This is a genomic window from Marinobacter sp. UBA2498 (assembly GCF_002341575.1).
In the GTDB taxonomy this organism is placed as follows: domain Bacteria; phylum Pseudomonadota; class Gammaproteobacteria; order Pseudomonadales; family Oleiphilaceae; genus Marinobacter; species Marinobacter manganoxydans.
Genome location: NZ_DDOI01000062.1, coordinates 2,459 through 14,826, shown reverse-complemented (window position 1 = coordinate 14,826; position 12,368 = coordinate 2,459). Strand labels below are relative to the sequence as shown.

The window sequence follows — 12,368 nt, the reverse complement described above, 5'->3', positions numbered from 1 at the left end:
CTCTCCGGCAATGACCAAAGCAGCTCCTGATAGGCAGAAAAACCTACCTTCTTTTCCGTCATTTTTTTTACACTTTTTGTAGCGTAAGTTTGCTGTGTGTCACCGCTCTGTCACCAAAGTTGTGCAAGGATTGAGCACAAATCTGAATCGTGGCCCGCAATATGCAGCACATCTGTCGAATCTGATTCGCAAACTTTCCTCTGGTTGGCGGGTATGCGGCGACAACGAATTGAAATGAGAAGGAGTTCTCCCATGGCAACACAGCAGCTGAATCCCGAGGCGTCATCAAAAGTACTTGAGCGGCTCCGGGGCAAGCACGTTCTGATTACCGGCACCACGGGCTTTCTCGGCAAGGTGGTTCTGGAAAAGCTCATTCGCGCCGTTCCGGACATAGGCGGCATTCATCTGCTGATCCGTGGAAACAAACGTCACCCCGATGCGCGGGATCGTTTTTTTGAGGAGATCGCCACGTCGTCAGTCTTCGATCGTCTTCGCCAGGACGACAACGAGGCTTTCGAAACTTTTATTGAAGATCGTGTGCATTGCGTAACCGGGGAAGTGACCGAGCCTTTGTTTGGTCTGTCCGCTGACCGTTTCCGAAAGCTGGCTGGCGGCATCGATGTGGTTGTCAACTCCGCAGCCAGTGTGAACTTCCGGGAAGAGCTCGATAAAGCGCTTGCCATCAATACCCGTTGCCTCGACAACGTGGCCGAGCTTGCGCGACAGAACAAGTCGCTGGCGGTGCTGCAGGTTTCCACCTGCTATGTAAACGGCATGAATTCCGGACAGATCACGGAGACCGTGATCAAGCCGGCAGGTGAGGCCATACCCCGGAGCACTGAAGGTTACTATGAGATCGAAGAACTTGTCCGGCTGCTGGAGGACAAGATAGCGGACGTGCGTTCCCGATACTCCGGCAAGGCACTGGAAAAGAAGCTGGTGGACCTTGGCATCCGTGAAGCCAACCATTATGGCTGGAGTGATACCTATACCTTTACCAAGTGGCTCGGTGAGCAACTCCTGCTCAAGGCCCTGTCCGGGCGGGCACTGACCATTGTGCGCCCATCCATTATTGAAAGTGCACTCGAGGAACCCGCGCCAGGCTGGATTGAAGGCGTGAAGGTGGCGGATGCCATTATCCTTGCGTATGCCCGCGAGAAGGTTACGCTCTTCCCTGGCAAACGCGCTGGGGTCATCGATGTTATTCCCGTGGATCTGGTGGCCAATGCCATCATCCTGGCGGCGGCTGAAGCCGTTGCTGATTCGCCACGTCACCGGATTTACCAGTGTTGCAGTGGCAGCTCCAACCCGGTTTCCCTTGGGCAGTTTATTGACCACCTTATGGCGGAATCCAAAGCCAACTTCGCCGAATACGATCAGCTGTTCTACCGACAGCCGACCAAACCCTTCATTGCAGTCAATCGCAGACTTTTCGATGCCGTCGTAGGTGGGGTGCGCATTCCACTGAGCATTACCGGGAAGGTTCTGCGCATGCTGGGCCAGAATCGCGAGTTGAAAGTGCTCCGGAATCTGGACACGACACGCTCGCTGGCGACCATTTTCGGTTTCTACACCGCGCCAGACTATATCTTCAGGAATGATGATCTGCTGGCCCTGGCATCGAGGATGGGTGAGCTGGACAAGGTGCTGTTCCCGGTAGATGCCCGCCAGATTGACTGGTCGGTCTATCTGCGCAAGATCCACCTGGCAGGCCTGAACCGATACGCCCTCAAGGAGCGCAAGGTTTACAGCCTGCGCTCTGCCAAGGCCCGAAAAAAGGCAGCGTGAACCCAGGAGCCCGGTCGCAACGACCGGGCTTTTTTATGCGTGGTCGTTTCCTTCCCGGGTTTGCCATCGGCTCCAATCCAACTATCCTTTAAAAAGCTTCTCGTTCGGCGCAATTTACCGTTGTTTTCTTGCGGGTTACCGACCTTTTTGGGCTAAAAGTTCAGGCGGATTAGGACGTTAGTCTAATTCATTGTGTAGTGGCTAGCATGGTGAACTACCACTATCCGTCTAAAGGGCCGGAGAGGCCTCAACGTCTGAATTCCAAAACCGACAATGACAACAGACTCTGACTAAAGGGGGAGCACAATGACTGGTAAACAGGTATATCCGGTAAGCCCGGAAGTGGCCAAACAGGCCCTTCTGAACCGGGAACAGTATGAAGAAATGTATCGTCAGTCAGTCGAAGACCCGGATACCTTCTGGGGTGAGCACGGCAAGCGCCTTGAGTGGATCAAGCCTTACACCAAGGTGAAAAACACGACCTACGATTACAACAATCTGTCCATCAAATGGTTCGAAGATGGCCAGTTGAATGCCTCAGCCAACTGCCTGGACCGTCATTTGGAAAAGCGCGGCGACCAGACAGCCATCATCTTTGAAGGCGATGATCCCGCCGATTCACGCAACGTGACCTATCGCGAACTGCACGAGGAAACCAGCAAGTTCGCCAACGTCCTTAAAGGTCTGGGCGTGAAGAAGGGTGATGTTGTCACCATTTACATGCCGATGATTGTTGAGACAGCCGTCGCCATGCTGGCCTGCGCACGTATCGGCGCGATTCACTCCGTGGTGTTCGGCGGTTTTTCTCCGGAAGCGCTTGGTGCCCGGATTGTGAACGGCAAATCCCGCTTCGTAGTCACCGCTGACGAAGGCGTTCGTGGCGGCCGCAAGATTCCGCTGAAGAAGAACGTGGACGCGGCCCTGAAGAATGAAGATGCCGCCAATGTCGAGAAGGTGGTGGTTGTTACCCGGACCGGCAATTCCGAAGTGCCCTGGAATGACGCCCGCGACGAGCGTTACGAAGACCTGATGAAGTCCGCCTCTGCCGACTGCCAGCCAGAGCCGATGAACGCCGAAGATCCGCTGTTCATGCTGTATACCTCGGGTTCCACTGGTGCGCCCAAGGGCGTTCTGCATACCACCGGTGGCTACATGGTCTATGCCTCCATGACCCACGAGTACGTGTTCGATTATCATGAAGGCGACGTGTACTGGTGTACTGCCGATTTCGGCTGGGTCACAGGCCACAGCTATATCCTGTACGGCCCGCTGGCTAACGGTGCCATCACCGTTCTGTTCGAGGGTGTGCCCAACTATCCGGACAGTTCTCGTATGGGGCAGGTTGTCGACAAGCACAAGGTCAACATCCTGTACACCGCTCCGACCGCAATTCGTGCCCTGATGGCGGAAGGCGAGTCCTGCATGAACGGCACTACCCGTGAAAGCCTGAAACTGCTGGGCTCCGTGGGCGAGCCGATCAACCCCGAAGCCTGGGAGTGGTACCACCGGGTTATCGGCAACAGCAAGTGCCCCATCGTGGATACCTGGTGGCAGACTGAAACCGGTGGCATCCTGATTTCCCCGCTGCCGGGCGCGATTGATCTGAAACCCGGCTCAGCCACGGTGCCGTTCTTCGGTGTTCAGCCGGCACTGGTAGACAATGACGGCAACATCCTTGAGGGCAAGACCGAGGGTAACCTCGTCATCCTGGACAGCTGGCCGGGCCAGATGCGGACGATCTATGGGGATCACGAGCGTTTCGCTCAGACCTATTTCAGCACTTACAAGGGCATGTACTTTACCGGTGACGGCGCCCGTCGCGATGAAGACGGGTACTACTGGATCACAGGTCGTGTCGACGATGTTCTGAACGTGTCAGGTCACCGTCTGGGTACCGCCGAAGTCGAAAGCGCCCTGGTTTCCCACGAGAAGGTCGCAGAAGCTGCCGTTGTTGGCTATCCGCATGACATCAAGGGTCAGGGCATCTATGTCTATGTAACACTGGTACATGGACAGGAACCTTCTGACGAGTTGAAGAAAGAGCTTGTCCAGTGGGTGCGCAAGGAGATTGGCCCCATCGCCTCTCCAGATGTGATCCAGTGGGCACCTGGACTGCCTAAAACGCGTTCTGGCAAGATTATGCGGCGTATTTTGCGTAAGATTGCCGCTAACGAGCACGACCAGTTGGGTGATACCTCTACGCTGGCAGATCCGGGTGTAGTCGATGACCTGATCAGCGGTCGTGCGAACCAGTAACGCCTGTGTGTTACCAGGCCATGTACCTGTAAGGAATCTGTTGAATGGCACAAACAATTATCGTCGCTGATGATCACCCGCTGTTTCGCGCAGCATTGAAGCAGGCGGTCAGTCAGGCGGTGCCCGATGCCGAGACGGTGGAAGTCGACAGCATCAAGGCACTGCAGGCGGCGGTAGAGTCGCACCCGGATGCGGATCTGGTTCTGCTGGATCTCAATATGCCGGGTGCCCACGGCTTCTCGGGGCTCGTCTTCATGCGAGGCCAGTACCCGGGGCTGCCGGTGGTGGTTGTGTCAGGATCCGAGGAATTGCAGGTAATGCGTCGCTCGATTGACTACGGTGCTTCCGGTTTCATACCGAAGTCGGCGCCGCTGCCAACCATTACCGAGGCGATTCAGGCGGTTTTGGAAGGCGACGTCTGGTTGCCGCAGGGAGTGGCCGACAAGATCGAGCGAATGCATTCAGATGCCACCGACTTTTCCGAGAAGCTGGCATCGCTGACGCCTCAACAGTTCCGGGTGCTGGGTATGCTGGCCGAGGGGCTTCTGAACAAACAGATCGCCTATGATCTGGATGTGTCGGAAGCCACCATCAAGGCCCATATCACGGCGGTGTTCCGGAAGCTTGGGGTGCGGAACCGCACTCAGGCGGTGATTGCGATCCAGCAGATGGAGATTGATCCATCGGATCAGTCCTTGTCTGGTAGCTGATTGGTTTTGATGGTTCGAATATAAAACGGGAGCCTTTTGGCTCCCGTTTTGTTTTTGGATGAGTGCCGGGCACGGTTATTTGCTGCCAGCGTAACCCAATTCCTTGTCGACCAAATTGAACAGCTCGTCACCCTTGTGCCAGCGGTCGAAGTTCTCCAGGAACTGATCCGTCAGTGCACGTTTCCAGCCGATGAAGTCGCCGGCCATATGGGCGGTCATGGTGACATTCTCCATGTCCCAGAGCGGATGATCTTCCGCCAGCGGTTCCTCTTCGAAGACATCGAGTCCTGCGCCGGCAATTTCGCCATTTTCGAGGGCCGTGATCAGGTCATCGGTTTTGACGATCGGGCCACGTCCAATGTTGATCAGACGGGCGGAATTTTTCATGGCCTTGAAGGCTTTTTCGTCAAACAGGCCTTCGGTCTGGGGTGTTAGTGGCGCCGCAATCACTACAAAGTCCGCATGCCCGAGCTGCTCGTAAAGATCGTCATTGCCGTGTACCGCCACAAAATCGGGGTCCTCCTTCCTGGGCTTGCGGGCGATGCCGTGTGCTTTTAAACCGGCAGCGCCGACCAGGCGGCCGATCTGCCGGCCGATCGAGCCTGCGCCAACAACCAGAACCTGCTTGCCCTCTGCCCGCTCTGTGTCCCGATGTTTCCACTGGTGCTTCATTTGCAGCCGGATGGAATTCGGGAAATCCTTGGCGAACATTAGGATGGTGCACAGCACGTATTCGGCAATGGTACGGTCGAAAATGCCCCGCGCGTTGGTGACGGTTACATCGCCCCTGATCAGATCCGGGAACATCAGGGCATCGACGCCGGCACTGGTGGCGTGGATCCATTGGAGCTTGTCTGCGGTGTGCCAGGCGGCCGCGAGGGCCTCCGTGCGAAAGTCCGTCACCATCATGATATCGGTGCCCGGCAGGGTGTCGCGAAGGGTTGGCTCGTCACAGGCAAAGCGCACATCGGCGCGGGCCCTGACTGCGTCCATTCCCGGCGGTTCCTGCTCTCCCGGCGCGGTGAGAACGGTAACAACAGGTTTGCTGTGCTGAGTCATTGAGCCTCCGCCTTTTTGATGAATGACTTCGTTGAACTGGTCGTTGCCCCGAGGGGTAATAACAGTCTGGTCGGCAGGCTCTGTCGGGTCAACTTGCGAGGCATCGGAATTTCCACTCACAGCGTTGATGGCGGTACTTTCACGTACATCATCTATATGATTTTTTGTCTTGTAGAGGCCATCCATACTGACTAACCTGCAGGGGTAGATCTTATTTGCCCCGTTTGCAGGAGGTGTTTATGGCAGAAGCCGCCAACAAAGAAACTGGTCAGGAAAAACCGCGTAGAGTGAAGTACCGGAAAACCAAGGCCAGTTGGAACCCTGCCATGCAGGCGATCCCGGTGCCGGGTATCCGTCGCATGGTGAATATGGCGGCCACCATGAAGGATGTTATTCATCTTTCCATCGGTCAGCCTGATCTGCCGACCCCAAAGCACGTCATCGATGCCTACATCGATGCGCTCAACGCGGGGCAGACCGGCTATACCATGGATGCCGGCCTGCCTGAATTGCTGGTTGCCCTGCGCGACTACTACGGCAAGCGCTACAACCGGAAACTGACCCGGGACAATATCCTGATCACCAGTGGCGCTACAGAAGCCATGTACCTGGCTATTTCAGCCACCTCTGCGCCCGGGCGGCAGTTTATCGTGACGGACCCGTCGTTTTTGCTTTATGCGCCCCTGATTCGCATGAACGGTGGTGAAGTAAAGTTTGTGCAGACCCGGGCAGAGAATAACCACCAGTTGGATCCGGATGAGGTCATCAAGGCCATGGGGCCCAGGACTTATGCGCTGATCCTGAACAACCCCAACAACCCGACCGGAGCGGTTTACCCGCGTAGCACCGTGGAGACCATCCTGGAGGAATGTGCCTATCGGGGAATTCAGGTGTATGCCGATGAAGTCTACGACCACCTGATCTTTGATGACGAAGACTTCGCCAGCGTGCTGAACTGCTCGATGGATCTGGACAACATCATGTGCATCAGCAGTTTTTCAAAAACCTACAGCATGGCGGGTCTGCGGGTTGGCTGGGTGATTGCCAGTCAGGCGGCCATCAAGTCTCTGCGTCGCTTCCACATGTTCACCACCTCCGTGGCTAACACGCCGTCCCAGTTTGCCGGCGTCGCAGCACTGACCGGTGACCAGCAGTGCGTTCGCGATATGGTAGATATCTACCGTGAGCGCCGGGACAAGGTGGTCGAGCTGGTCGATCAGACCCCCTACATGACCGGTTACAAGCCTGGCGGTGCCTTCTTTGCTTTCCCTGACCTTCCACCTCATGTCGATGGCTCTGATCTGGCCTTGCGAATGCTGAAGGAAACCGGCGTCTGCATGGTGCCCGGTGACGCCTTTGGCGAGGGATGCACCAACGCCGTTCGGATCAGTTTCTCCACGACCTGCGAGAAGCTGGAAGAGGCGTTCGATCGCGTCATCCCCTGGATGGCCAAGCAACAGTTCTGAGGTGATGCCATGTCCGCCCTGGATTCGGTACTGATTCAGTGCCCGTACTGCTGGGAGACGCTGGATGTCAGCGTCGACCCGTCGGTACCGGAACAGGAGTATGTCGAGGATTGCCAGGTCTGCTGCAGACCCATCTTGATACACGTGGTTTTTGACGACACTCTTACGCCTCATGTCGAGGCCCGGGCCGAAAATGAATAGAACGCCGATTTACGCCCTCCGTGCGCTTCTGGCCCTGCTGCTGGTGCTCGCCAGCGGTTGCGCCAGTCTGTCGCCCTATTCCATCTCCGAAGGCGAGCTGGAACGGCACCTTCAGGATGTGGTTCGCGACTTCGACCGCAACCAGCTGAATAGTGGTTCGCCATTGAGTCTGAGTCTCGACGACGCCGACATTACCCTTGGGCCAGATGGTCGCGATGTGGCGGTGATCGATGTGAGAGGTCAGGTGGCACTGAATGCGCTGATGACGAAGCTGCCCGTGGACATTGCCTTGAAGGTCGAAGGGGCGCCGGTTTACGACAGCACCGAGAAAGCCATCTTCATACGGCGGTTGCAGCTTCTTGAAAGCAGTATTGACTCTCCGTTCTTCAAAGGGGATTTGAAGCCTGTAACCGATACGGTCATGCGGCTGGTTGCCCAGATGCTGGAGACCATGCCGGTGTACCGACTGGACGAAACCGACTTCGCCCAGCGTATGTTCGGTATGATGCCGGTAGATGTGCGGGTAGCGCCTGGCCGGCTCGAATTTGTCATGGCCGACCAGTAACCCTGATCTATCGGGACAGCCGCTCGCAGATTGCAGAGCCGATCTCGTGGGTGCCTCGTCGGCTGCCCGAGTTTTCGGCAAGGTCTGCAGCCACTGCATCGAACAGCTCCTTGCCAGCTGCGGCAATGGCAGGGTCCTTGCGGCCCAGCCACTCGAGCATGCGGGCGGCGGTAAAGAGCATGGCGGTGGGGTCAGCCAGGCCCTGGCCGGCAATATCCGGTGCGCTGCCATGGGTAGGTTCGAACATAGAAGGCATATCCGGATCCGTCGGGTTCAGGTTGCAGGAGGGTGCCACGCCCATGCCACCTGACAGAACCGCAGCTAGGTCGGTAAGAATGTCCCCCTGGAGGTTGCTCGCGACGACCACGTCAAAGGCCCAGGGGCTTTGCACGAACTTCATGCAGGCCGCGTCCACCAGCTCATGATGCGTGGCCACGTCCGGGTAGTCCTTGCTTATCTCCTCGAACGCTTCGGTGTACATGTCGCCCCAGTAGCGCAAGGCATTGCGCTTGGTGACCAGGCACACCTGGCTTTCACAGGTTCTGCCATCCAGGGTCCTGAATGTCCGTGTGCGACCCTCCGAAACTCGGTCTGCGGCGCGGTTTCGGGCCTGTTCAAACCCATAGCGGATGATCCGGTCGGTTGCCTTGCGTGTGAACACCTCCATCTGGGTGGCCACTTCATCCGGCGTGCCCTTGCGCAGACGTCCACCCTGGCTGACGTACTCACCCTCGGAGTTTTCCCGAATCACCAGCATGTCGATGTCCTTGGCGCGCTCATCGGCCAGGTACTGGCGGGCACCGGGCAGAAGCCGGGCCGGACGTTCGCAGACCCACTGGTCGAACCCTTTGCGCATGTCCAGCAGTGGCGCCAGTGAGATGCTGTCTGGAAGCAGGTATCGGTCCGGATCGTCCATAGGGCCCGGATCGCCAAGGGCACCCAGAAGGATGGCATCGTACTTCTGTAACTGCGCCAAGGCATCCGCGGGCATGGATTCGCCATGCTCCTCGTGCCAGGCGTGGGATGGCCAGGGGAATCGAGTCCACTCAAGGTCCAGGCCGTGTTTGGCGCGCAGGGTCTCGAGGCAGCGCACAGCCTCGGCCACCACTTCAGGACCTATGCCGTCGCCCGGGGTTACAGCGATGCGGGTAGTTTGGGCCATTAGGGAAACTCCTTTTGTGGACAGACACGTATAAACGACAAACCCCAGTTTAGTCATGTAGGCAGGGGATGCCACCGTTTGACACGCTTTAACCAGAAAGTGGTTTTACCGGGGAGGGGATCGCGGCTATATTGGGTGAAAAATACGCCATATAAACATAGCAAAACCGCCAGAAGTGAATTCAGGAGTTGAAGTGAACCAACCCGCCGTACTGTTTGACGAGTCTCATTGCGAGCAATGTGCATGTGGAGAGGGGTTGGATTTTTCCTTTACCTTCGCGTTCCAGCCCATTGATGACGTTCTCAACAAATCTGTTTACGCCTACGAGGCGCTGGTGCGAGGCACCGAGGGTCAGGGGGCGATGAGTGTCCTCTCGAAGGTAACCGAACAGAATCGCTACGCCTTCGATCAGGTTTGTCGGGTCAAGGCGGTCAAGCTTGCCGCCAGGCTGAACATGGAGCCGATGCTCAGCATTAATTTTATGCCCAACGCGGTGTACCGGGCCGAGTACTGTATTCGCACGACCCTGGCGGCTGCCAAGACCTACAATTTTGATACCCGGAAAATCATTTTCGAGCTTACTGAGGACGAACAGCTGACCTCCACATCTGTCGACCACCTCGTGTCGATTATCGAGGCTTATCAGGAGATGGGTTTCAGCACAGCCATTGATGATTTCGGGGCCGGTTTCTCACGGTACAATGTCATGATGGCCAGTCCGCCCGATCTGTTGAAGCTGGATATGGCATTGATCCGTGATATTGATCGGCAGCCGAACAAGCAGGCCGTTGTTGCAGGCATCATTACCATGATGACTCAGCTTGGCGGCCAGATCATTGCTGAGGGCGTCGAAACCAAGGAAGAATACTTCTGGTTGCGCTCCCAGGGGATCAATCTCTACCAGGGCTATCTATTCGCCAAACCGGGGTTCGAGTGCCTCCCGGAGCCCGTGTTTCCGGCCTGACGGGCCTCTAAACTGACAGGAACGACACCTTGCTATACCGAATGATCACCCTTGTCGGCGGACTGGTTTTTGTCATCATCCTGTTCGCCCTGATCTGGTTTTTCTGCAAGAAATTTCTTGAGCACCACGGTGTCACCGACCAGGTCAAAGACCGGGCCATGGTTCTGGCCACCTGGACCTTTGCCGGTATCAGCGTCGGACTGGTATTCGCGGTGGTTGGTGCATTTGTCCTGGGCCCCTGGGCGTTCTACCGAACCCTGAGGGGCCACGATGTGGAGATATCCGATGGTGCCGCCGTCTGGTGGGGCCTCGGCATCGTAATGGCGTCCCTGGGGATCACGGCTATCGGATTCTTCGGTTTCCTGATGGTAGTTGGCGCCTACTGAGGCTCAACTGATTGCCTTCAACTGCTCCCGGAACCAGATCAGCGCCGGCTCCCGCTCGTAAGCCTTGTGCCAATACAGGTGTACGTCGATAGACGGCAGGTCCGCCGGCGGATCCATAATCCGGATGTTGGCCCGCTCGGCGATAATTCTGGCGTAGGCTTCCGGCATGGTCAGCAGCAGATCGGTCTCTTCCACCACTCTGCAGGCGGCATAGTAGTGCTGACACCTCAAGCGGATACTCCGTTGTACCCCCAGTCGCGATAGTTCAAAGTCCTCGATCCCGGGTCCTTCGGTCCGCGAGGATACCAGCACGTGTTTTGCGGACAGGTACCCCTCCATATCCAGCGACTCTGTTGCCAGCGGGTGCCCCTCCCGGGCCAGAACCACCAGGCGGTCGCGCCTCAGCAGTTCGTGGGACGTCTGGTTACTCACGGGCAACAGCACATCCACGGCAAAATCCAGTTTGCCGGCCGCCAGTTGCGTCTCCATGTCGCGCCTCGCGATCCTCTGGCTGACAATTTCCAGTTCCGGATAGGCGTCCAGGCGCGTCATCAGGCGGGGCAGGAAGGTCGATTCCAGAATGTCACGTAGCCCGAGCGAATAGGTTTTACGCTGGGTGGCCGGATCAAAGGCATGAAACTGGTTTACCGCGCCCTGGATCTGGGTGAGGCCCGGCCGCATGGACTCAAGGAACCGCCGGGCCAGTGGTGTTGGCACCATCTGGTTGCCCTGACGGGTAAACAGGGGGTCGTCAAAATGGTCCCTTAGCCTCGACAGGGAATGACTGACAGCCGGCTGAGTGAGATGCAGTGACCTGGCTGCACGAGTCAGGCTTCCCTCCCGGTAGATGGTGTCGAACACGTGCAACAGGTTCAGGTCCAGGCGGTTGAGGGCCATGAGCGGTATCCGTTTCTGGAGAATTTGAATAAGTTTGGTTAATAATAAACGATAAGAATAATTCAGTCGCGTAATAGTTAAGTCATCCCTAGACTGGTCTCAACGTGATGATTCCGTGCACGCCACCGTGCAACCGTTAGCGAGGAGACGGCGATGGATTTCAATATTTCCGAGAAAGGCCAGGATTATCTCAACCGCGTGAAGCAGTTCATGAAGGATGAGATTTTTCCCATTGAAGAGCAGTACCACAAGGAGCTTGCCTCTCTGGATAACCGCTGGGTTGTGCTGCCGATCATCCGGGAGCTAAAGGAAAAAGCCAAAGCCCAGGGCCTCTGGAACATGTTTTTCCCGGACGAAAAATACGGCTGTGGCCTGTTGAACTCCGACTACGCCCTGATTGCCGAGGAAACCGGCCGTAGCTTCATTGCCCCGGAGATTTTTAACTGCAACGCGCCAGACACCGGCAATATGGAAGTATTGATCCACTATGGCTCTGAAGAGCAAAAAGCCGAGTGGTTACCGCGTCTGCTGAGCGGCGAGATCCGCTCCGCCTTCTGTATGACTGAGCCGGCGGTTGCCTCTTCCGATGCCACCAATATGGAGGCAACGGCCGTTGTTGAAGGCGACGAAGTGGTTCTGAACGGTCGCAAGTGGTGGAGCACCGGTATCGGGCATCCCGACTGTAAGGTTGCCATCTTCATGGGTCTGACGGATCCGGATGCGCACAAGCATCGCCGTCATTCCATGGTGCTGGTGCCGCTGGACACGCCTGGCGTCAAGATCGAGCGTATGCTGCCGGTATTCGGTGAATACGACGAGCCTTATGGCCACGGCGAGGTTCTGTTCGACAACGTCCGGTTGCCCAAGAGCGCTTTCATTGCCGGTCCGGGCCGCGGGTTCGAGATCGCCCAGGG

General features: G+C 56.9%; 12 protein-coding genes. 9 read left to right on the top strand and 3 right to left on the bottom strand.

The genetic code is table 11. The annotated features are described in order from the left end of the window. Positions 1-252: 252 nt before the first annotated feature. The 3 genes from B2W52_RS07870 to B2W52_RS07860 all read left to right on the top strand — a co-directional run bounded on the left by B2W52_RS07870 (position 253) and on the right by B2W52_RS07860 (position 4,754). Positions 253-1,788, top strand: a complete 1,536-nt coding sequence (locus tag B2W52_RS07870) for a fatty acyl-CoA reductase (RefSeq protein ID WP_092030262.1) — start codon at positions 253-255, stop codon at positions 1,786-1,788. Between the two features lie 306 nt (positions 1,789-2,094). Next, on the top strand, positions 2,095-4,044 hold the full coding sequence (acs, locus tag B2W52_RS07865; protein ID WP_053114647.1) for an acetate--CoA ligase: 1,950 nt from the start codon (positions 2,095-2,097) through the stop codon (positions 4,042-4,044). 44 nt (positions 4,045-4,088) lie between these two features. Next, the gene (locus B2W52_RS07860) at positions 4,089-4,754 is read left to right on the top strand and encodes a response regulator transcription factor (RefSeq protein ID WP_008176124.1); all 666 of its coding nucleotides are present in this window, start codon (positions 4,089-4,091) and stop codon (positions 4,752-4,754) included. Positions 4,755-4,829: 75 nt separating this feature from the next. Here the strand turns inward: B2W52_RS07860 and B2W52_RS07855 are convergent, their stop codons facing one another. Then, positions 4,830-5,813: a D-2-hydroxyacid dehydrogenase gene (locus tag B2W52_RS07855; RefSeq protein WP_169702130.1), complete on the bottom strand. Its 984-nt coding sequence runs from the start codon at positions 5,811-5,813 to the stop codon at positions 4,830-4,832. 239 nt (positions 5,814-6,052) lie between these two features. On the opposite strand from B2W52_RS07855, the gene B2W52_RS07850 reads away from it, so the two are divergent. From B2W52_RS07850 to B2W52_RS07840, 3 genes are read left to right on the top strand one after another with little or no spacing between them, the layout of a single operon-like run. Continuing rightward, entirely contained in the window at positions 6,053-7,279 is a 1,227-nt protein-coding gene (locus B2W52_RS07850) for a pyridoxal phosphate-dependent aminotransferase (protein WP_008176120.1), read from the top strand. A gap of 9 nt (positions 7,280-7,288) precedes the next feature. Then, on the top strand, positions 7,289-7,480 hold the full coding sequence (locus B2W52_RS07845; protein ID WP_008176119.1) for a CPXCG motif-containing cysteine-rich protein: 192 nt from the start codon (positions 7,289-7,291) through the stop codon (positions 7,478-7,480). Next, complete coding sequence (locus B2W52_RS07840; protein WP_053114649.1) at positions 7,473-8,045, top strand: YceB family lipoprotein; 573 nt, start codon at positions 7,473-7,475, stop codon at positions 8,043-8,045. The genes B2W52_RS07845 and B2W52_RS07840 overlap by 8 nt, the downstream gene beginning before the upstream one ends. Positions 8,046-8,052: 7 nt before the next feature. Here the strand turns inward: B2W52_RS07840 and B2W52_RS07835 are convergent, their stop codons facing one another. Further along, positions 8,053-9,207: an isocitrate/isopropylmalate dehydrogenase family protein gene (locus tag B2W52_RS07835; protein ID WP_053114650.1), complete on the bottom strand. Its 1,155-nt coding sequence runs from the start codon at positions 9,205-9,207 to the stop codon at positions 8,053-8,055. Positions 9,208-9,400: 193 nt separating this feature from the next. On the opposite strand from B2W52_RS07835, the gene B2W52_RS07830 reads away from it, so the two are divergent. After that, complete coding sequence (locus B2W52_RS07830; RefSeq protein ID WP_286802338.1) at positions 9,401-10,171, top strand: EAL domain-containing protein; 771 nt, start codon at positions 9,401-9,403, stop codon at positions 10,169-10,171. 29 nt (positions 10,172-10,200) lie between these two features. Next, positions 10,201-10,557 (top strand): hypothetical protein, encoded by a 357-nt coding sequence (locus B2W52_RS07825; protein WP_254775357.1) that lies wholly within the window; start codon positions 10,201-10,203, stop codon positions 10,555-10,557. 3 nt (positions 10,558-10,560) lie between these two features. Here the strand turns inward: B2W52_RS07825 and B2W52_RS07820 are convergent, their stop codons facing one another. Continuing rightward, positions 10,561-11,454, bottom strand: a complete 894-nt coding sequence (locus B2W52_RS07820; RefSeq protein WP_286802333.1) for a LysR family transcriptional regulator — start codon at positions 11,452-11,454, stop codon at positions 10,561-10,563. Positions 11,455-11,607: 153 nt separating this feature from the next. Between B2W52_RS07820 and B2W52_RS07815 the strand changes: the two genes are divergently transcribed. After that, positions 11,608-12,368: acyl-CoA dehydrogenase family protein (locus B2W52_RS07815; protein WP_286802330.1), on the top strand; the 761-nt coding region annotated here is incomplete at its 3' end.

Bases quoted from the DNA above. Each gene is read 5' to 3' on its own strand.
- B2W52_RS07840 (WP_053114649.1), top strand. From the start codon at position 7,473: ATGAATAGAACGCCGATTTACGCCCTCCGTGCGCTTCTGGCCCTGCTG.
- B2W52_RS07820 (WP_286802333.1), bottom strand. From the start codon at position 11,454: ATGGCCCTCAACCGCCTGGACCTGAACCTGTTGCACGTGTTCGACACC.
- B2W52_RS07845 (WP_008176119.1), top strand. From the start codon at position 7,289: ATGTCCGCCCTGGATTCGGTACTGATTCAGTGCCCGTACTGCTGGGAG.
- B2W52_RS07860 (WP_008176124.1), top strand. From the start codon at position 4,089: ATGGCACAAACAATTATCGTCGCTGATGATCACCCGCTGTTTCGCGCA.
- B2W52_RS07855 (WP_169702130.1), bottom strand. From the start codon at position 5,813: ATGACTCAGCACAGCAAACCTGTTGTTACCGTTCTCACCGCGCCGGGA.
- acs (WP_053114647.1), top strand. From the start codon at position 2,095: ATGACTGGTAAACAGGTATATCCGGTAAGCCCGGAAGTGGCCAAACAG.
- B2W52_RS07870 (WP_092030262.1), top strand. From the start codon at position 253: ATGGCAACACAGCAGCTGAATCCCGAGGCGTCATCAAAAGTACTTGAG.
- B2W52_RS07835 (WP_053114650.1), bottom strand. From the start codon at position 9,207: ATGGCCCAAACTACCCGCATCGCTGTAACCCCGGGCGACGGCATAGGT.
- B2W52_RS07850 (WP_008176120.1), top strand. From the start codon at position 6,053: ATGGCAGAAGCCGCCAACAAAGAAACTGGTCAGGAAAAACCGCGTAGA.